The sequence below is a fragment of the Methylobacterium amylolyticum genome, assembly GCF_030700245.1.
Lineage (GTDB): Bacteria > Pseudomonadota > Alphaproteobacteria > Rhizobiales > Beijerinckiaceae > Methylobacterium.
In genome coordinates, this window is the sequence record NZ_JAUYZI010000001.1 from 314,052 (window position 1) to 331,548 (window position 17,497).

The window sequence follows — 17,497 nt, forward strand, 5'->3', positions numbered from 1 at the left end:
CGGCAGGGGTCGGGAGAGGGGAGCGCGGGTCCGGGCGAGGGCGCGCTCCGCGCCGCATCCTCCGCCGTCGCTCTGCCCCTCTCCCCTCTCGCTGCGCGGGGTACCCTCCACCGCGGATGGGGGAGGGAGGGCGGCGTCTCCCGTCGCGCCCTGCTGGCCGGTCTCGGTGCCGTGGCAGTCCTACGACCAAAAGTCGCTCTCGCCGACGACGCCCCCGCCCCCCCCGAGACCCCCTTCATCGTCGATCTGCCCGCCCGCGGCCGGAAGACCGGTGCCGCCGGCGGCACGGTGCGCACCCTGATCGCCAAGGCGCGGGACGTGCGCTACCTCTCGGTCTACGGCTACACCCGCCTCGTCGGCTACGACGCCGATCTGACCCTGCGGCCCGACGTGCTGGAGCGGGTCGACGTGGAGGGCGGGCGCTTCACGTTCACGCTGCGCAAGGGTCACCGCTGGTCCGACGGCCATCCCTTCACCACCGACGACTTCCGCTACTACTGGGAGGATGTGGCCAACCAGAAGGAGTTGAACCCGGACGGCCCGCCCGCCTTCTTCCTCGTCAACGGCCGGCCGCCTCAGGTGGAGTTCCTGGATCTCCAGACCGTCCGCTACACCTGGGACCGGCCGAACCCGATGTTCCTGCCGGCGCTCGCCGCCCCGCGCGATCCGCTGATCTACCGCCCGGCCCATTATCTCAAGGCCTACAATCCCCGCTACGTCGGCAAAGAGGCCGCCGATGCGAAGGCCAAGGCCGCCAAGCTGCGGAGCTGGGCCGCGCTCCACACCCGGCTCGACGACAATTACGAGTTGACCAACCCGGATTGCCCGACGCTTCAGGGCTGGGTGCCGCGCACCCGGGCGCCGGCCACCCGCTTCAGCTTCGAGCGCAACCGCAGCTACCACCGGGTCGATACCGCCGGCACGCAGCTCCCCTACATCGACCGGATCGTGATGGACGTGGCCTCCACCGGCCTGCTGGTGGCCAAGACCAACGCGGGCGAGGCCGACCTGATGTTCCGCGGCCTGACCATGCCCGACATCCCGAGCCTCAAGGAAGGCGAGCGCGCCCACCGCTACCGCACCAACCTCTGGCCGGTCGCCCGCGGCTCCGAGATCGCTCTGTATCCGAACCTCACCACCCTCGATCCCGGCTGGCGGGCGCTGAATCGCGACGTTCGGTTCCGCCACGCCCTGTCGCTCGCGATCGACCGCCGCACCCTCAACAACACTCTGCTGTTCGGGCTCGGCACCGAGGGCAACGACACGATCGTGCCGGAGAGCGCGCTGTTCGCGCCGGAGATGCGCACGCTCAACGCCGGCTACGACGCGGCCCAAGCCACCCGCCTCCTCGACGACGCCGGCCTCGACCGCCGCGACGGCTCCGGCATCCGGCTGATGCCGGACGGCCGGCCGATCGAGATCGTGGTCGAGAGCGACGGCGAGGCCGGCGAGATCCTCGACGGGCTGACCCTGATCACCGAGTTCTGGCGAGAGGTCGGCATCCGCCTCGTCACCAAGCCGCAGGAGCGGACCAACCTGCGCCGCCGCTCCATCGCCGGGCTCACGGTGATGGTCGCCGCGCAAGGCCTCGACCTCGCGGTGCCGACGGCGATCATGCCGCCGACCGAGCTCAGCCCGCGTCAGCCCGATCACTATTCCTGGCCGCGCTGGAGCCTCAACCTGGAGACCCGCGGCAAGAGCGGCGATCCCTGCGACGTGCCCGAGGTGCAGGCGCTGATCGAGCTCGACCAGCAGTGGCGCGACACCGACGATGCGGCCAGGCAGGCCGCGATCTGGCGCGAGATGCTGATGAACCACGCCCGCAACACCTGGGTGATCGGCACGGTGGCCGGCGCGCTCCAGCCGGTGGTCACCGCCGACCGCCTCGTCAACCTCCCGGCCCGCGCCCTCTACTCGTGGGAGCCGACCGCCCTGATCGGTGTGCAGCGGCTCGACGAGGTGTTCTGGGACGTCGCCGGCGACAAGCGGGCGGCGGTCGAGGGGGCGAAGTCCAAGTGATCGCCCAGGTTCTCCGCCGCCTCGTCACCATGGCGCTGACGCTGCTCGTGATCTCGGCGCTGGTCTTCCTGGTGATCAAGCTGCCGCCGGGCGACTACCTGACCAACCGGATCATGGAGCTGCGCGCCACCGGGGAAGCCGGCTCGATCGCCAAGGCCGAGCTGCTGATCAAGCAGTACGGCCTCGACCGGCCGGTCTGGCAGCAATACCTGATGTGGGTCGGGCTGATGCCGGGGCCCGGGGGCTGGTCCGGACTGCTCCAGGGCGACTGGGGCTGGTCGTTCGAGTACGACAAGCCGGTGGCCGACGTGGTCGGCGACGCGCTTTGGCTGACGCTGCTCGTGAACCTCACGGCGGTGGTGTTCGTCCACCTCGTGGCGATCCCGGCAGCGATCTACTCGGCCACCCACCGCCACACCTTCGGCGACGCGGTGGTGACGGTATTGGGCTATGTCGGGCTCGCGGTGCCGGGCTTCCTGCTGGCGCTGATCCTGCTGTTCTACGCCAACCGCTGGTTCGGCCTGTCTATCGGCGGCCTCTACGACGCGGCGCTGACCAACCGCCCCTGGGACGGGGAGAAAGTCCGCTCGCTCCTGGCCCATCTCGTCGTGCCGACCCTGGTGATCGGGCTCGGGGGCACGGCGGCGATGATCCGGCGGATGCGCGCCAACCTCCTCGACGAGCTGGCCAAGCCCTACACGGTCACCGCGCGCGCCAAGGGGCTGCCGCCCCTGCGGGCGCTGCTCAAGTACCCGTTCCGGATGTCGCTGAACCCGTTCGTGGCCGATATCGGCAACCTGCTGCCGCACGTCGTCTCCGGTTCGGTGCTGGTCTCGCTGGTGCTGAGCCTGCCCACCGTCGGGCCGCTGCTCCTCGACGCGCTGCGCAGCCAGGACCAGTTCATGGCCGGATTCATCCTGATGTTCGTGGCGGCGCTGACGCTCGTCGGCATGCTGATCTCCGACCTCGTGCTGGTCTGGCTCGACCCGCGCATCCGGCTGGGCCTGCGATGACCGGCACCGCGACGCCCGTGGCCCCCGCGGACGGTCCCCCCCGCGACCGGCGCCACTTCGTCGATCCGGCGCCGTTCGAGCCGGAGGCCGGCGGCGAGAGCCCGATCGCCTACGCCTCGGCGTGGCGGCTCATCCTGCGGAAGTTCCTGCGCCACCGGATGGCGGTGGCCTCGGCGCTGATCCTCCTCGCCCTGTACGCGGCGGCGCCCTTCGTCGAGTTCCTGGCGCCCTACGGGCAGGCCCGGCGCAACGGCGACTTCCTCTACGCGCCGCCGCAGGGGGTGCACCTGTTCCACGAGGGCCGGTTCCTCGGCCCGTTCGTCTACCCCTACAGCGCGAAGCTCGACCTCGACACCTTCCGGCGGGACTACGTGTCGGACACGAGCCGGCCGCAACCCCTGCGCTTCCTCTGCCGCGGCGACGGCTACGACTGGCTCGGGCTGATCCGCAGCGACCTGCACCTCGTCTGCCCGCCCGAAGGGGGCACGTTCTTCCTCGTCGGCACCGACCGGCTCGGGCGCGACCTGCACTCGCGCATGGTCTACGGGGCGCGGATCTCCCTGACGATCGGCCTCGTCGGGGTCGCGATCTCCTTCGCGCTCGGCCTGCTGTTCGGCGGCATCGCCGGCTATTTCGGGGGCCTCGTCGATGCGGGCGTGCAGCGGCTGATCGAGGTGGTCCGCTCCCTGCCCGAATTGCCCCTCTGGCTCGCCCTGTCGGCGGCACTGCCGCCGAACTGGAGCCCGCTGCTCGTCTTCTTCGGCATCACCGTGATCCTCGGCCTGCTCGACTGGCCGGGGCTCGCCCGCGCCGTGCGCGGCAAGCTTCTCGCCCTGCGCGAGGAGGATTTCGTCCAGGCTGCCGAGCTGATGGGGGCCACGCCCAGCCGGGTCATCGGCCGCCACCTGATCCCCAACTTCATGAGCCACCTGATCGCCTCGGCGACCCTGTCGATCCCGACGATGATCCTCGGCGAGACCGCCCTGTCCTTCCTCGGCCTCGGCCTGCGCCCGCCGGTGACGAGCTGGGGCGTGCTGCTCAACGAGGCGCAGAATCTGGCCGCCGTGCAGCTCTATCCGTGGTTGCTGCTGCCGGTGGTGCCGGTGCTGATCACCGTGCTCGCGTTCAACTTCATGGGCGACGGGCTGCGCGACGCCGCCGACCCGTACCATTGATGCCGGTTCCGGGTGGCGGGCCCGGATCGCCGAACGCTTCAGACGGAGACGATATCAGACCGCGCGGCGGGAGCCGCCGAGGCTGATCCGCCCCGCGCTGCCCGTGCGGGTGCCGTGGCTCGGCGCCGCATAGGGCCGGCGGGAGAGGTCGTAGAGGACGTTGCCGACGAGGCCCGCGGCCCGGCGCAAGGCGGCGCCCTCGCAGGTCGCCGCGACCCGCACGCCGATCTCGTGGGTGTGGCTGCGCCCGTACAGCCAGACCGCGAGCCGCGCCCGCGTCGCCTCGGGGATGCCGTCGACGAGGCCGGGCACCGCCTCGGGCCGCGCCCGGGCCAGCAGGCCGACGGTCTCGGCCGGCACCGGGCAGTCGCGGATCGGGTCGTCGACGCTGAGCGAGCGGACCTGGGACATGGCGGCACCTTCGGCGGATCCGCGGACCGTATCGACGGAATGGTTAACGGTCCGTCTCCGCGGCCGGGCCCCGCCGCCGACGACGGTCCGACGACTGTCCTCGCTCGCCCGCCCCGGTACCTGCGGGAGTCTACGCAGTACGAGAGCACGGCCGACGGAGCTTTCTTGCGCGGATGTCGACACGAAAACCGGTCTCGCGCCGCGCGGTCCGACGCCGGAAGCGCCCAGCGGGTGCCGGGCCGGGCCCGCGGACCGGGAGGCGGGCTTCAGTACAGGCCCAGGTTGGCGGGATCGAAACCGTTCTCCTTCAGGTTCTTGGCGAGGATCTGGACCTGTGCGGAGAACGCGCCGTTCGGCTGCTTGGCCTGATCGGGATTGTAGGCCTTGAAACCCGTGCTCCCCTTGAAGCCGACCATCGTGTCCTCGATGAGCGGGTCGAACATCTCCGGGTCGAGCGCGGTGGACGTGCCGACCTTCTGCGCCAGGGCGCTTCCGAAGCCGCGCAGGCCGCCTCCGTGATTGGCGACCTTGTCCGCGAACGTCCGACCGACGGCGCCGATCGCGGTGTCGACGCGCGCGGCCCCCGCCTCCCGGGTGGAAGAGCCGACATTCACTTCGGACAGATAGCCGTTGCCGGTCAGCGACGCCGGAATCTGCCCGTCGATAAACCACAACTTCAGGAAGCTGGCCTGCTTCTTCCTCCGGTCGACCTTGAACTGCGAGACGCAGAGGTAGAATATCGCCGTCTCCTGGACATAGTCGTTGGTTGATGTACAATAGAAGTTGTGCCGCCTCTGCTTCGTGTCGATCCAACTTCTGATGGGCAGGAGAGCGTCCGGCATGTCGATCAAGTCTCCAGAGACGAAGGCTTTATAGAAGCCCTGTCTTCGAGCCGGAAGCACGATGTGGCGCCCGTCCAGCAGGTGGACGGAATTTCCGACCGCTTCAGCGGAGAGCGCTCCGACAGGCACGCGTGCGCCCCGCGGCGCACGACGGCGGCGCTGTCGGAGATGCCGATCGCCCGGCCGATGGCCGGGATGCCGCCTCAGAGCGGCTTGCGAATCAGGCGCGCGACCAGCCCGACGATGCCCTCGCGGAACAGCAGGACGCAGAGCACGAACACGCAGCCCTGGATGATCGTCACCCAGGCGCCGAACTGGGCGAGGTAGGTCTCCATCGTCACGATTACCAGCGCGCCGACGATCGGGCCGAACACCGTGCCCATGCCGCCGACCAGCGTCATCAGCACCACCTCGCCCGACATCGACCAGTGCACGTCGGTGAGCGAGGCGAGCTGGAACACGATCGCCTTGGTGGCGCCCGCGAGCCCGGCGAGGGTCGCCGAGAGCACGAAGACCGCGAGCTTGTACTGGTTCACCCGGTAGCCGAGCGACACGGCGCGGTTCTCGTTGTCGCGGATCGCCTTCAACACCTGCCCGAACGGCGAGTGGATGATGCGGTAGATCAGCAGCAGGCCGCCGAAGAACACCACCGCCACCAGGGCGTACATCACCCGGTCGTCGGCAAGGCTGATCACCCCGAACAGGTCGCCGCGCGGCACCGCCTGAATGCCGTCCTCGCCGCCGGTGAACTTCGCCTGCAACGAGAAGAAGAACGCCATCTGGGCGAGGGCCAGCGTGATCATCGAGAAGTAGATGCCCTGGCGCCGGATCGCCAGCGCGCCGAAGATCAGCCCGAGGATCGCCGCCGTCACGGTGCCCGCCAGGATCGCGACCTCGGGCGTGAAGCCCAGCGTCTTGGCGCCGTAGGCCGAGATGTAGCTCGCCATCCCGAAATAGGCGGCGTGGCCGAACGAGAGCAGGCCGCCGTAGCCGAGCAGCAGGTTGAACGCGAGCGCGAACAGCCCGAAGCACAGCACCTTCATCAGGTAGACGGGGTAGAGCACCAGCGGTGCCAGCACGAGCAGCACCGCGATGCCGATGAAGACCTTGCGATGCAGCGCCCGGTCGTCCCGGCTCTCCGGCCGGGCGGCGGCGATCGGGGCGGCGTCGAGGGTGGCGGAGTCGGCCATGGCGGTCGGACCTTCGCTTGACGTCAGGCCGTGCGGCCGAACAGGCCGGCGGGTTTGACGAGCAGCACCAGCACCATGATCACGAAGATCACGGTCGCCGACGCTTCCGGATAGAACACCTTGGTCAGGCCCTCGACGAGGCCCAGCGCGAAGCCGGTGATCACCGAGCCGATGATCGAGCCCATGCCGCCGATCACCACCACCGCGAACACCACGATGATGATGTCGGCGCCCATGTTCGGGTTGACCGAGTAGATCGGCGCGGCGAGTACCCCGGCGAAGCCCGCGAGCGCGACGCCGAACCCGTAGGTGAGCGTCAGGAACAGGGGCACGTTGACGCCGAAGGCCTGTACCAGCGTCGGGTTCTCGGTGGCGGCGCGGAGATAGGCGCCGAGCTTGGTCTTCTCGATGACGAGCCACGTGGCGAGGCACACGGTCAGCGAGGCGACGACCACCCAGCCCCGGTAGTTCGGGAGGAACATGAACGGCAGCCGCTGGCCGCCCGACAATTCCGCCGGGATCGCGTAGGGCAGGCCCGACACGCCGTACTGGTTGCGGAACAGGCCCTGGATGATCAGCGCGATGCCGAAGGTCAGGAGCAGGCCGTAGAGGTGGTCGAGCTTGTACAGCCTCGCGATCAGCACCCGCTCGAGCACCACCCCGAACACGCCGACGACGAGGGGCGCGAGCCCCAACGCCCACCAGTAGCCCAGCCCGACATAGGTGAGCAGCATCCAGGCCACGAACGCGCCCATCATGTAGAGCGCGCCGTGGGCGAAGTTGATGATGTTCAGGAGCCCGAAGATGATCGCCAGCCCGAGCGACAGGATCGCGTAGAACGAGCCGTTGATCAGGCCGAGCAGGAGCTGCCCGAACAGCGCCTGGGTCGGCACGCCGAAGATCGTGGTCATAAGCGTGCCTCCCTACGACCGCCTCAGCCCTTCACGAGCGGGCAGCCGCCCTCGTTGAGCGCCCGGAAGACCTCGTTCGCCGGGATCGTCTCGAGCTTCTTGTAGAGGTCCCACGGGCCGGTCGACTCGGCCGGCTTCTTGACCTCGAACAGGTACATGTCGTGCATCTTGCGGCCGTCGATCCGGACGGTGCCCTTGCCGAACAGCGGGTCGTCGGTCGGCATCGCCTTCATCTGGGCGACGATCGCGGCGCCGTCGGTGGCCGACTTCTTCTCGGCGACCGCCTTCAGGTAGTGCAGCACCGCCGAGTAGACGCCGGCGTGGTTGGCGGTCGGCTTCTTGCCGTTCATCTGCTTCGAGAACCGGTCCGAGAAGGCCCGGGTCGCGTCGTTGAGGTCCCAGTAGAACGGTTCGGTCAGCACGAGGCCCTGCGCGACCTTGGTGCCGAGCGAGTGCACGTCGGAGACGAAGATCAGCAGGCCGGCGAGCGCCTGGCCGCCCTCGGTGATGCCGAACTCGCCCGCCTGCTTGACGGCGTTGATCGTGTCGGTGCCGGCATTGGCGAGCCCGATCACCTTGGCGCCGGAGCTCTGCGCCTGGAGGAGCGACGAGGAGAAGTCCGAGTTCGGGAACGGCGTCTTGACTGCGCCGATCACCTTGCCGCCGCTCTTGTTGATCACGTTCGTCGTGTCGCGCTGGAGCGCCTGCCCGAAGGCGTAGTCGGCGGTGATGAAGTACCACGTGTTGCCGCCGCGCTTGACCATCGCGCCGCCGGTGCCGTTGGCCAGCGCCACCGTGTCGTAGACCCAGTGGATGGTGTTGGGCGTGCATTGCGGGCCGGTGAGGTCGGCGGTGCCGGCGCCGGTGTCGACGAAGACCTTGTTCTTCTCCTTGGCCACCTGGTTGACGGCGAGCGCCACCGAGGAGGTGACCACGTCGGTGATCATGTCGACGCCGTCGCGGTCGAACCACTGGCGCGCAAGCGCCGCGCCGACGTCGGGCTTGTTCTGGTGGTCGGCGGAGATGAGCTCGACCTTCAGGCCCTTGTCGGCGGGCTTGAAGTCCTCCAGCGCGAGGCGGGCGGCGACCACCGAGCCCTCGCCGCTGATGTCGGAATAGGCGCCCGAACGGTCGCCGAGGACGCCGATCTTGACGGCCGTCTGCGCCGCCGCGCCGCCGATCATCGCCGCGCTCACCAGCAGGGCGCCGGCGAGCTTGGCCAGCGGGAATCGTCCGATCATCAGGTCCATCTCCTCCGAAACCGCACCCTCGAAGGGCCGGCCGATCCGCGCCGTTTCCGGCCTTCAGTCGCGTGGGGCGTCCGCCCGGCCTCTTCCGGGCCGCTCAGACGCCGAGATAGGCGTGAAGCTTGTCGATATTGGCGTCAAGCTCGCTGTTCAGGATCCGGTCGACGACCCGGCCCTGCTCGATGACGAAGTGCCGGTCGGCCAAGGTCTGGGCGAAGCGGAAGTTCTGCTCCACCAGGATGATGGTGTAGCCCTGGCTCTTGAGTTGCTGGATCGTCCGGCCGATCTGCTGGATGATCACCGGGGCCAAACCTTCCGTCGGCTCGTCGAGCAGGACCAGCTTGGCGCCGGTGCGCAGGATGCGGCCGATGGCTAGCATCTGCTGCTCGCCGCCCGACAGCTTGGTGCCCTGGCTGCCGGAGCGCTCCTTCAGGTTCGGGAACAGGGTGTGGATCTCGGCCACCGACATGCCGCCGGGCTTCACCCGCGGCGGCAGCATCAGGTTCTCGTGCACCGTGAGGCTCGCGAAGATGCCGCGCTCCTCGGGCACGTAGCCGATGCCGAGGCGGGCGATGTTGCGCGAGGCCATCCGCACCGTCTCGACGCCGTCGTAGACGATCGAGCCGGTGCGCCGCCCGAGGATGCCGATGATCGCCCGCAGCGTCGTGGTCTTGCCCGCGCCGTTGCGGCCGAGCAGCGTGATCACCTCGCCCCGGCGCACGTCGATGTCGATGCCGTGCAGCACGTGGCTCTCGCCGTACCAGCCCTCCAGGCCGCGCACGGTCAGCAGCGCGTCGGTCGCCGCTTGGGTCTTCAGCGCCGCCTCAGGCATGCCCGGCTCCGATATACGCTTCGACCACCCGCGGGTCCTTCGAGACGGTGGCGTAGTCGCCCTCGGCGAGCACCTGCCCCCGGGCCAGCACGGTGATCCGATCGGACAGCGAGGCGACCACCGACAGGTTGTGCTCCACCATCAGGATGGTGCGGTCCTTCGAGACCCGGCGGATGAGCTGGGCGGTGCGCTCCACGTCCTCGTGGCCCATGCCGGCCATCGGCTCGTCGAGCAGCAGCATCTCGGGATCGAGCGCGAGCGTGGTGGCGATCTCCAGCGCCCGCTTGCGCCCGTAGGACAGCTCGACCGCGAGCGTGTCGCGGAACTCGGTCAGCCCCACCGCCTCGACCAGGGCCAGCGCCTCGTCGTTCAGGCGCCGCAGCACCTTCTCGGGCCGCCAGAAATCGAACGAATCGCCGTGGTGGCGGCGTTGCAGCGCGATGCGGACGTTCTCCATCACCGAGAAGTGCGGGAACACCGCCGAGATCTGGAAGGAGCGCACGAGGCCGAGCCGGGCCACGTCGGCGGGCTTCATGCCGGTGATGTCCCGCTCCTTGTAGCGGATCGAGCCGGCGGTCGGCTGGAGGAACTTGGTCAGCAGGTTGAAGCAGGTGGTCTTGCCGGCTCCGTTCGGGCCGATCAACGCGTGGATCGTGCCGCGCTCGACCTGGAGCGCGACCTCGCTGACGGCCCGGAAGCCCTTGAACTCCTTGGTCAACCCTTCGGTCGCCAGGATCACGTCCCGAGCCAAAGGCACCCTCCCGCAGCGTTTTCTGCTCTATGGCCGATCGGCACGGCGCGCGTCCACCGTAAACGCGTTGCGCGGTGCAACAATCCCCGGTTGGTATATGGTTTTCGCTCTACCGCGACCATCCGGCGGCCCCGCCCCTGGCCCGTCCCGCCGTCAGATCCTAGAAGCGGGGCGACGGGTGGAACGGCGGAGATCGGCGATGACGGGCGCACCGGATGACGGGCTCGATGCCCTGGAGACCCCCTGCCTGATCCTCGACGAGGGCCGGGTGCGAGCGAACCTCGCGCGGATGCGGGCGCATCTCGACCGGCTCGGCGTCGCCTTCCGGCCGCATCTCAAGACGGCCAAGTCCCTCGACGTGGCCCGCCTCGCCATGGCCGGCCCGGAGGGCCCGGCGACGGTCTCCACCCTGCGCGAGGCGGAATACTTCGCCGAGGGCGGCGTGCGCGACATGATCTACGCGGTGGGAATCGCGCCGGGCAAGCTCGACCGGGTGGGCGCGGTGCGGCGCCGGGGGGCCGACCTCGCGGTGACCCTCGATTCGGTCGAGCAGGCCGAGGCGGTGTCCGCATGGAGCCGGCGGCACGGGGATCCCCTTCCGGCGCTGATCGAGGTCGACGCCGATGGGCACCGCTCGGGGGTGAAGCCGGGGGATGCGGAGGCGCTGGTCGCGATCGGGCGGGCGCTCGACGGCGCCGCCCTGCGCGGCGTGCTCCTGCACGCGGGCGACAGCTACGCGCTCAGCGATCCGGAAGCGCTCGCCGCGGCGGCCGAGGCCGAGCGGGCGGCGGCGGTCGAGGCCGCGACGACCCTGCGCGCGGCCGGCCTGCCCTGCCCGGTGGTCAGCGTCGGCTCGACGCCGACCGCGCGCTTTGCCAGGGACCTCACCGGGGTCACCGAGGTGCGGGCCGGGGTGTTCATGTTCGGCGACCTGTTCCAGGCGGGCGTCGGCGCGGTGGCGGTGGACGACATCGCACTCACCGTGCTGGCCACGGTGATCGGCCACCGCCGGGACACCGGCTGGATCATCACCGACGCCGGCTGGATGGCGATGTCGCGGGACCGCGGCACGGCGCGGCAGGCGGTGGACCAGGGCTACGGCGTGGTCTGCGACCGGGCCGGCCGTCCCTATCCCGACCTGATCGTCGCCGACGCCAACCAGGAGCACGGCATCCTCGCCCTGCGGAAGGGCTCGGCGGCGGCACTCCCGGATCTGCCGGTAGGGGCGCGCGTGCGGATCCTGCCGAACCACGCCTGTGCCACCGGCGCTCAGCACGGACGCTACCACGTGGTGGGGGCGGACGGGCGGGCCGGCGCGGTCTGGCCGCGCATCAACGGCTGGTGAGGAGGCCCGTCAGCGCCCCTTGGCAGCGACGGGCCGCGCCGTCCCCGGATCGCCGCCCATCGCGGTACGGCAGGCGTCGCTGAGGCGCGCCCGCTCGCGGCGCAGGCACTGGGTGATCGCGCCGACGTTCGGGATGTCGGAGGCGCAGAGTCGCCACACGTCCGGCGTGCAGGCCTCGCGCTGCGTGGACGTCTCGGCCAGGGCCGGGGTCGCGAGGAGGGCGAGCGCGAGCAGGGCGGCGGTCTTCATGATACGTTTCCGGGGTGGCCTGGGCCGGTCGGTCCAGCACGATCGAGAGTTGAGAACGTCGCCGGTCGCCGTTGTATCCGCGGTTTCGATCCCGGCGGAGGACCCAGCTTCCAGATTCATGTTCAAGTTTTGCTGAACCCGTGGTTGCACGCCCACGGTGCCCGGCTCAGCGCGGCCGCGGGGTGATCGCGCCTGTCGCCGCGGGCTCGGCGAGCGTTGCGGCAACGGGCGGGGCGGCGAAGGACGGCGCAGCCTTCTGCCGATCGAGCTTGTCCGCAGAGACCAGCGCCGCCGCGATCAGGGCTGCCACCGCGGCCGTCGCCTTCACAGCCTCCCAGACCCGCGCGAACATCCCTGCCCCCAGACGGCGTCGACCCGGAACCCGCCGCAGGCATCCCCACCCGGGGACCCGTCGGCCCCGCATGTTCGGGACTTCACCCCATCCAAAACCTTAACGGATCGTCCGTCCCCGCACGGCGCGGGCCGGCGTGGCGCCGAGGCCTCACCCGGCCGACGCCTCCGCCGCCAGCGCCTCGAACACCAGGGCGTGCCGGCCGGCCAGCGCCGCGACATCGTGGGCGTAGCCCCCGCCGATCACCACCACGAGCGGGATGCCCCGGGCGCGGGCCTGCGCCACCACGAAGCGGTCGCGGGCGAACAGCCCGTCGTCGCTGAGGCAGAGCCGGCCCAGGCGGTCGTCGCGGTGGGGATCGACGCCGGCGTTGTAGAACACGAGGTCCGGGACCAGCGCGTCGAGCAGCGGCGGCAGGCGGGCGCGCAGAACGTCGAGATAGGCCGCGTCCTCCAGCCCGTCGGGCAGGCCGATGTCGAGGTCGCCCGGGATCTTCTGGGTCGGGTAGTTGCGCTCGCAGTGGATCGACAGGGTGAACAGGTCGGGGCTCCGGTCCAGGCAGTCGGCGGTGCCGTCGCCCTGGTGGACGTCGAGATCGACCACCAGCGCCCGCCGGATCGCCCCCTCGTCCCGCAGGGTCAGGGCGGCCACTGCCACGTCGTTGAGGACGCAGAAGCCCGCCCCCTGCGCCCGCCGCGCGTGGTGGCTGCCGCCCGCGGCGCTGCCGGCGAGCCCCTCCGCCAGGGCGAGGCGCGCGGCGAGCAGGGTGCCACCGACCGAGGCGCGGGAGCGGCGCACCACCGACGCGTCCACCGGAAGGCCGATCGCCCGCTCGACCTCCCGCGGCACCGCGGCACCGAGCACCGCCGCCACGTAGGCCGGGTCGTGTGCTCGGGCCAGCATCGCCGCGTCGGCCGGCTCGGGGGTCACGAAGCCCGCCGGCGCGAGGCCGTGGGCCAGCAGGGTCTCGGCCAGCAGCCCGTACTTGCGCATCGGGAAGCGGTGCCCGGCCGGGAGGCTCGCCTCGTAGGCCGGGTGGAAGCAGATCGGCGGGATCACCGGGCAGCTCCGAGATCGTCGATCAACCTGTCGGCGAGCGCCAGTCCGCTGTCGTGCGCGGCCTCGATCCGCGGCCCGAGGCACCAGTCGCCGGCCGCCCCGAGCCGCAGCCGCGGATCGTAGAGGCAGGGCTCGTCGAGCGCCGTCTCGACCTGCGCGTAGCGCCAGCGGTGCGCGGCGGCCCAGGTCGGGCGAAGCGCCGCCCCCAGCGTGCCGGCGAGCGCGCGCAGCAGCTCCGCCGCGACGGTCTCGCGCTCCGCCTCCAGATGGTCCCGCGACCAGTCCGGCGTCGCGTGGACGACAAGCCGCCCGCCCGGCGGCCGGCCAGGCTTCGACGCGTCGCGGACGATCAGCCCGATCGGGCCGGAGGAGCCTCCTTCCAGGAGGGTGTCCGGACCGCCAGGGACCGCGGCCATCAGCGACCAGCAGGGCGCGTAGGTCGCCCGCTCGACGCCCGGCAGGGCGAGGCCGCTCGCCGCGAGGAGCGCGGCGGTCTGCGGGGCCGGACAGGTCACGGCCAGCGCCGTGAAGGGCCCATGCTCCGCGCCTGCCGCGTCGGTGAGGTGCCAGCGTCCCGCCGCGCCTCCGATCCGCACGATCGTCGTCGCCGTGGCGACGGGCAGGCCGGCGAGGAGGTCGTGCACCGGCGCGGTCATCCCCGGCACGCCGACGTGACGCCCCGCCCCCGCCCACGGGGCTGAGACGCCCCGCCGCTCCCAGGCGGCGACGCGCCCGGCGAAGGCTGGTCCGCGGGCGCGGAAGAACTGCGCACCGTGGTCGAACGCCAGCCCGCGCTCGGCCACCCGCCGGGTCGCCATGCGCCCGCCGACGCCGCGGCCCTTGTCGAAGACCCGAACCGGGAACCCGGCCTCGGCGAGACGGCGGGCGGCCGTCGCACCGGCCATCCCGGCCCCGAGGATCGCCACCTCCGGCGCGCCGCCCATCCGTCCGCTTCCCCCGCACCGGCACCCGTCACACGCCTGATATGTCGCGCCTGCTAGGCGCCGGCCACGGGCGCCCCGTGCGCCCCCACGCCGCGCCCGGGACGGCGCCCAAGGGTTTTTCGCCCGCATGACGATCGCCCCCGACGGCCCCGCCCTGGCGCTCGCCGCCGGCGCGATTCTCGTCCTCGTGCAGCTCGCGAGCCTCGCGCTCGCCGCCCGCCGCATCGGCCGCCGCATGCCGGAGAGCGCCTTCCCGGCGGAGGCCGCGATCTCCCTCGTCCGCCCGGTCTGCGGGCTGGAGCGGTTCAGCGAGGAGACGCTGGCGAGCGGATTCCGCCTCGCCCACCCGCGCTACGAGCTGATCGTCTGCGTCGCCGATGCTGCCGATCCCGTCCTGCCGCTGGTGCGCCGGCTGATCGCCGCCCATCCCGGCGTCCCGGCGCGGATCGTGATCGGCGAGGAGCGGGTGAGCGCCAACCCGAAGCTCAACAACTGCGTGCGCGGCTGGGAGGCGGCGCACCACGACTGGATCGTGCTGGCCGATTCGAACGTCCTGATGCCGCCGGACTACCTCCAGCGCCTCCAGGCGGCGTGGCGGCCCGACACCGGCCTCGTCTGCGCGACGCCGATCGGCACCCGGCCGCACGGGTTCTGGGCCGAGGTGGAATGCGCCTTCCTCAACACCCTCCAGGCGCGCTGGCAGTACGCGGGCGAGGCGGTGGGCCTCGGCTTCGCGCAGGGCAAAAGCATGCTGTGGCACCGGCCGTTCCTCGAAGCGCACGGCGGCATCCGGGCGCTCGCCGCCGAGATCGCCGAGGACGCGGCGGCGACGAAGCTGGTGCGGGCGGCGGGGCGGCGCGTGAACCTCGTCGCCCTGCCCTTCGCCCAGCCGCTGGGGCCCCGCACGCTCGGCGAGGTCTGGGCACGGCAGATGCGCTGGGCGCGCCTGCGCCGGGTGACCTTCCCGCTGTTCTTCGCCCCCGAGATCGGCAGCGGCGCGCTGCTGCCCTGCCTCGCCGCCGGCCTCTGCGCGGGCACCGGCGAGGCCGCGGCCGGGATGGCTGGGCTGCTCGCCCTGACCTACGCGGCCGAGTTCGGACTCGCCCGCCGGGCCGGCTGGCACCGATCGCCCCGGCTGCTCGCGGCGATGCTCGCCCGCGACGCGCTGATCCCGCTGATCTGGGCCCGCGCCTGGACGCGCGGCATGGTGGTGTGGCGCGGCAACCCGATGGCGATCGAGGGCAAGCCCGGCCGCGTGCGGGCGGCGTGAGCGGCGTGCCGGCTCAGGGCGCGCGGCCGGCCCCGGCCGGCGGGACGGATACGAGGCGGTAGGTCGCGGCTAGCGCGACCGCGAAGATCAGCAGGCCGAGGCCTTCCGCGACCGGCTCGAAGCCCGGCCCGACGAGCACCAGGGCGCCGCTGCGGCCGGCGACGGCGTCCGCGCCCGCGAGCAGGACGCCGACGAGGCTCTCCCCCACCAGGAATCCCGAGGCGAGCAGCACGCCGCGGCGGCGCGTCGCCGCGACCGTCTCCGCGCTCCGCCCGTGCAGGGCGCGCGTCCCGAGCCACGCAATGACGCCTCCAGCGGCGATCGTGGTGACCACGGAGAGCGGTAGGTACATGCCGATGCCGACGGTCAGCGCCGGGAACGAGCGGCCACTGCGGCGCAGGCGCGCTTCGAGGGCGACGAGGGCGGCCCCGAGCCCCGCGCCGATCAGCACCATCCGCCACGGCAATTCGCCCCCGACGATACCGCGGGCGATCTGCGTCATTAGAGAGGCCTGCGGGGCCGGGAGGGCGTTGGCGGCGTCCATGCCGTCGCGCGGCAGGGCACCGTCGAAGCCGTAGGCCTCGTAGAGCAGGGCCAGCAGCGGCGCGATCACCAGGGCGCCCACCGCGACGCCGATCCCCAGCGCCACCTGCTGGCGCCAAGGCGTTGCGTCGACGATCCGCCCGGTCTTGAGGTCCTGGAGGTTGTCGTTGGCGATCGAGGCGGTGGTGACGATCACCGAGGCGACCAGCAACGCGAGGCCGACGACGAGGCGGCTGCCCTCGGGCCCCGCATCCGGGCCGATCAGCAGCGGCAGCAGCAGGGCGGCGAGCATCGTCGTGAGGATGCCGATGCCGGAGATCGGGCTCGACGACGAGCCGAGCAACCCCGCGAGGTAACCGCAGGCCGCGGCCATCAGGAAGCCGATGAGGATCGCGAACACGCTCGCCGTCCCGACGAGGAGCGGCAGGAAGCCCGCCCCCGCCTGGAACACGAACCAGCCCATCAGGGCGGAGAGCGGCAGCACCAGCCCGAGCGCGGTCCCGGCGACCCAGCCGATCGGCAGGTCCCGCTCCTGGCGCGGCTGGTCGGCGAGCCGCCCCCCGCCGCGGGCAGAGGCGACCGCCGCGCGGACGCTGCCGAGGATCGGCCCGGCGAGGCTCGCCACCGTCCAGATCCCGCCGACCGCGATGATGCCCGCCCCGATCAGGCGGACCTCGTCCGACCAGACCGCGTCCGCCGCGCCGTGGCCGAGGCCGGTCAGCACCGGGACCGCGATCCCCCAGGCCAGCGCCACGCCGAGCAGCAGCGCGAGGCAGGCGCCGATGCCGACGAGGTAGCCGACCCCGACCAGCGCGAGGGAGAAGCCGGTGCCTAGCCGGAACACCGCCGCGCCGGCGTGCAGCGAGCCCTGGATGCCGTCGGCCAGCACCCGCAGCCCGGTGGTGGCGAAGCCGAGGATCCCCGAGACCAGGGTGGCGGAGAGCAGGGCGCGCAGGCCGCCCTGCCCCTCGCCGGCCTTCAGCACCTCGGCGGCGGCGACGCCCTCGGGGTAGGGCAGGTCGGCCTCGACGACCAGCGCGCGGCGCAGGGGGATCGAGAACGCCACCCCCAGCCAGCCGCCGATCAGGCAGACGAGGCTCGTCTCCCAGAACGGGAAACCGTGCCAGTGGCCGATCAGCACGAGGCCGGGCAGCACCAGGATGACGTTGCACAGCGTGCCCGCCGCCGAGGCCTGGGTCTGGACGATGTTGGTCTCCAGGACCCCCGCCCCGCCCACCGCCCGCAGCGCCCCCATCGCGATCAGAGCCGCCGGGATCGAGGACGAGAACGTCATCCCCGTCTTCAGACCCATGTAGACGTTGGCCGCCATGAACACGACGGTGA

General features: G+C 71.7%; 17 protein-coding genes. 5 read left to right on the plus strand and 12 right to left on the minus strand.

The genetic code is table 11. The features are described 5' to 3' along the window. Positions 1-72 precede the first annotated feature (72 nt). Genes Q8W71_RS01645 through Q8W71_RS01655 form a run of 3 tightly spaced genes read left to right on the plus strand, consistent with a single transcriptional unit; the run spans position 73 to position 4,207 of the window. Positions 73-2,019, plus strand: coding sequence for an ABC transporter substrate-binding protein (locus Q8W71_RS01645; protein ID WP_370875313.1), 1,947 nt, complete (start codon positions 73-75; stop codon positions 2,017-2,019). Beyond that, positions 2,016-3,032, plus strand: a complete 1,017-nt coding sequence (locus Q8W71_RS01650) for an ABC transporter permease (protein WP_305523563.1) — start codon at positions 2,016-2,018, stop codon at positions 3,030-3,032. Before Q8W71_RS01645 ends, Q8W71_RS01650 begins: the two co-directional genes overlap by 4 nt. Further along, positions 3,029-4,207: an ABC transporter permease gene (locus Q8W71_RS01655; RefSeq protein ID WP_305523564.1), complete on the plus strand. Its 1,179-nt coding sequence runs from the start codon at positions 3,029-3,031 to the stop codon at positions 4,205-4,207. The genes Q8W71_RS01650 and Q8W71_RS01655 overlap by 4 nt, the downstream gene beginning before the upstream one ends. A gap of 54 nt (positions 4,208-4,261) precedes the next feature. Here the strand turns inward: Q8W71_RS01655 and Q8W71_RS01660 are convergent, their stop codons facing one another. The 7 genes from Q8W71_RS01660 to Q8W71_RS01690 all read right to left on the minus strand — a co-directional run bounded on the left by Q8W71_RS01660 (position 4,262) and on the right by Q8W71_RS01690 (position 10,391). After that, positions 4,262-4,618: a hypothetical protein gene (locus tag Q8W71_RS01660; protein WP_305523565.1), complete on the minus strand. Its 357-nt coding sequence runs from the start codon at positions 4,616-4,618 to the stop codon at positions 4,262-4,264. Between the two features lie 266 nt (positions 4,619-4,884). Continuing rightward, positions 4,885-5,589, minus strand: a complete 705-nt coding sequence (locus tag Q8W71_RS01665; protein ID WP_305523566.1) for a hypothetical protein — start codon at positions 5,587-5,589, stop codon at positions 4,885-4,887. 74 nt (positions 5,590-5,663) lie between these two features. Next, a complete protein-coding gene (locus tag Q8W71_RS01670; RefSeq protein WP_305523567.1) occupies positions 5,664-6,650 on the minus strand; it encodes a branched-chain amino acid ABC transporter permease in 987 nt (328 codons plus the stop codon). A gap of 23 nt (positions 6,651-6,673) precedes the next feature. Beyond that, positions 6,674-7,561, minus strand: coding sequence for a branched-chain amino acid ABC transporter permease (locus Q8W71_RS01675; RefSeq protein ID WP_305523568.1), 888 nt, complete (start codon positions 7,559-7,561; stop codon positions 6,674-6,676). Between the two features lie 23 nt (positions 7,562-7,584). After that, positions 7,585-8,802, minus strand: coding sequence for an ABC transporter substrate-binding protein (locus tag Q8W71_RS01680; protein WP_370875311.1), 1,218 nt, complete (start codon positions 8,800-8,802; stop codon positions 7,585-7,587). Between the two features lie 103 nt (positions 8,803-8,905). Beyond that, entirely contained in the window at positions 8,906-9,640 is a 735-nt protein-coding gene (locus Q8W71_RS01685; RefSeq protein WP_305523569.1) for an ABC transporter ATP-binding protein, read from the minus strand. Then, positions 9,633-10,391 (minus strand): ABC transporter ATP-binding protein, encoded by a 759-nt coding sequence (locus tag Q8W71_RS01690; protein WP_305523570.1) that lies wholly within the window; start codon positions 10,389-10,391, stop codon positions 9,633-9,635. The genes Q8W71_RS01685 and Q8W71_RS01690 overlap by 8 nt, the downstream gene beginning before the upstream one ends. A gap of 199 nt (positions 10,392-10,590) precedes the next feature. Here Q8W71_RS01690 and Q8W71_RS01695 point away from each other — a divergent pair, with 199 nt between their 5' ends. Then, entirely contained in the window at positions 10,591-11,736 is a 1,146-nt protein-coding gene (locus Q8W71_RS01695; RefSeq protein ID WP_305523571.1) for a DSD1 family PLP-dependent enzyme, read from the plus strand. Between the two features lie 9 nt (positions 11,737-11,745). Here Q8W71_RS01695 and Q8W71_RS01700 read toward each other — a convergent pair whose 3' ends face one another. The 4 genes from Q8W71_RS01700 to Q8W71_RS01715 all read right to left on the minus strand — a co-directional run bounded on the left by Q8W71_RS01700 (position 11,746) and on the right by Q8W71_RS01715 (position 14,340). Continuing rightward, entirely contained in the window at positions 11,746-11,985 is a 240-nt protein-coding gene (locus Q8W71_RS01700) for a hypothetical protein (RefSeq protein WP_305523572.1), read from the minus strand. Positions 11,986-12,151: 166 nt separating this feature from the next. Beyond that, the gene (locus Q8W71_RS01705; protein ID WP_305523573.1) at positions 12,152-12,337 is read right to left on the minus strand and encodes a hypothetical protein; all 186 of its coding nucleotides are present in this window, start codon (positions 12,335-12,337) and stop codon (positions 12,152-12,154) included. Between the two features lie 150 nt (positions 12,338-12,487). Then, positions 12,488-13,396 carry a histone deacetylase family protein gene (locus Q8W71_RS01710; protein WP_305523574.1) on the minus strand — a complete coding sequence of 303 codons (909 nt, stop codon included), beginning with the start codon at positions 13,394-13,396 and terminating at the stop codon, positions 12,488-12,490. Beyond that, on the minus strand, positions 13,393-14,340 hold the full coding sequence (locus tag Q8W71_RS01715; RefSeq protein ID WP_305523575.1) for an NAD(P)/FAD-dependent oxidoreductase: 948 nt from the start codon (positions 14,338-14,340) through the stop codon (positions 13,393-13,395). Before Q8W71_RS01715 ends, Q8W71_RS01710 begins: the two co-directional genes overlap by 4 nt. Before the next feature lie 127 nt (positions 14,341-14,467). Between Q8W71_RS01715 and Q8W71_RS01720 the strand changes: the two genes are divergently transcribed. Beyond that, positions 14,468-15,610, plus strand: coding sequence for a ceramide glucosyltransferase (locus Q8W71_RS01720; RefSeq protein WP_305523576.1), 1,143 nt, complete (start codon positions 14,468-14,470; stop codon positions 15,608-15,610). A gap of 13 nt (positions 15,611-15,623) precedes the next feature. Here the strand turns inward: Q8W71_RS01720 and Q8W71_RS01725 are convergent. Further along, a partial coding sequence (locus Q8W71_RS01725; RefSeq protein ID WP_305523577.1) for an OPT family oligopeptide transporter occupies positions 15,624-17,497 on the minus strand: 1,874 nt, incomplete at its 5' end.

What these genes read in the sequence shown, in the direction of transcription:
- Q8W71_RS01655 (WP_305523564.1), top strand. Translation starts at nt 3,029, where the DNA reads ATGACCGGCACCGCGACGCCCGTGGCCCCCGCGGACGGTCCCCCCCGC.
- Q8W71_RS01660 (WP_305523565.1), bottom strand. Translation starts at nt 4,618, where the DNA reads ATGTCCCAGGTCCGCTCGCTCAGCGTCGACGACCCGATCCGCGACTGC.
- Q8W71_RS01670 (WP_305523567.1), bottom strand. Translation starts at nt 6,650, where the DNA reads ATGGCCGACTCCGCCACCCTCGACGCCGCCCCGATCGCCGCCGCCCGG.
- Q8W71_RS01675 (WP_305523568.1), bottom strand. Translation starts at nt 7,561, where the DNA reads ATGACCACGATCTTCGGCGTGCCGACCCAGGCGCTGTTCGGGCAGCTC.
- Q8W71_RS01680 (WP_370875311.1), bottom strand. Translation starts at nt 8,802, where the DNA reads ATGATCGGACGATTCCCGCTGGCCAAGCTCGCCGGCGCCCTGCTGGTG.
- Q8W71_RS01685 (WP_305523569.1), bottom strand. Translation starts at nt 9,640, where the DNA reads ATGCCTGAGGCGGCGCTGAAGACCCAAGCGGCGACCGACGCGCTGCTG.
- Q8W71_RS01695 (WP_305523571.1), top strand. Translation starts at nt 10,591, where the DNA reads ATGACGGGCGCACCGGATGACGGGCTCGATGCCCTGGAGACCCCCTGC.
- Q8W71_RS01700 (WP_305523572.1), bottom strand. Translation starts at nt 11,985, where the DNA reads ATGAAGACCGCCGCCCTGCTCGCGCTCGCCCTCCTCGCGACCCCGGCC.
- Q8W71_RS01705 (WP_305523573.1), bottom strand. Translation starts at nt 12,337, where the DNA reads ATGTTCGCGCGGGTCTGGGAGGCTGTGAAGGCGACGGCCGCGGTGGCA.
- Q8W71_RS01715 (WP_305523575.1), bottom strand. Translation starts at nt 14,340, where the DNA reads ATGGGCGGCGCGCCGGAGGTGGCGATCCTCGGGGCCGGGATGGCCGGT.
- Q8W71_RS01720 (WP_305523576.1), top strand. Translation starts at nt 14,468, where the DNA reads ATGACGATCGCCCCCGACGGCCCCGCCCTGGCGCTCGCCGCCGGCGCG.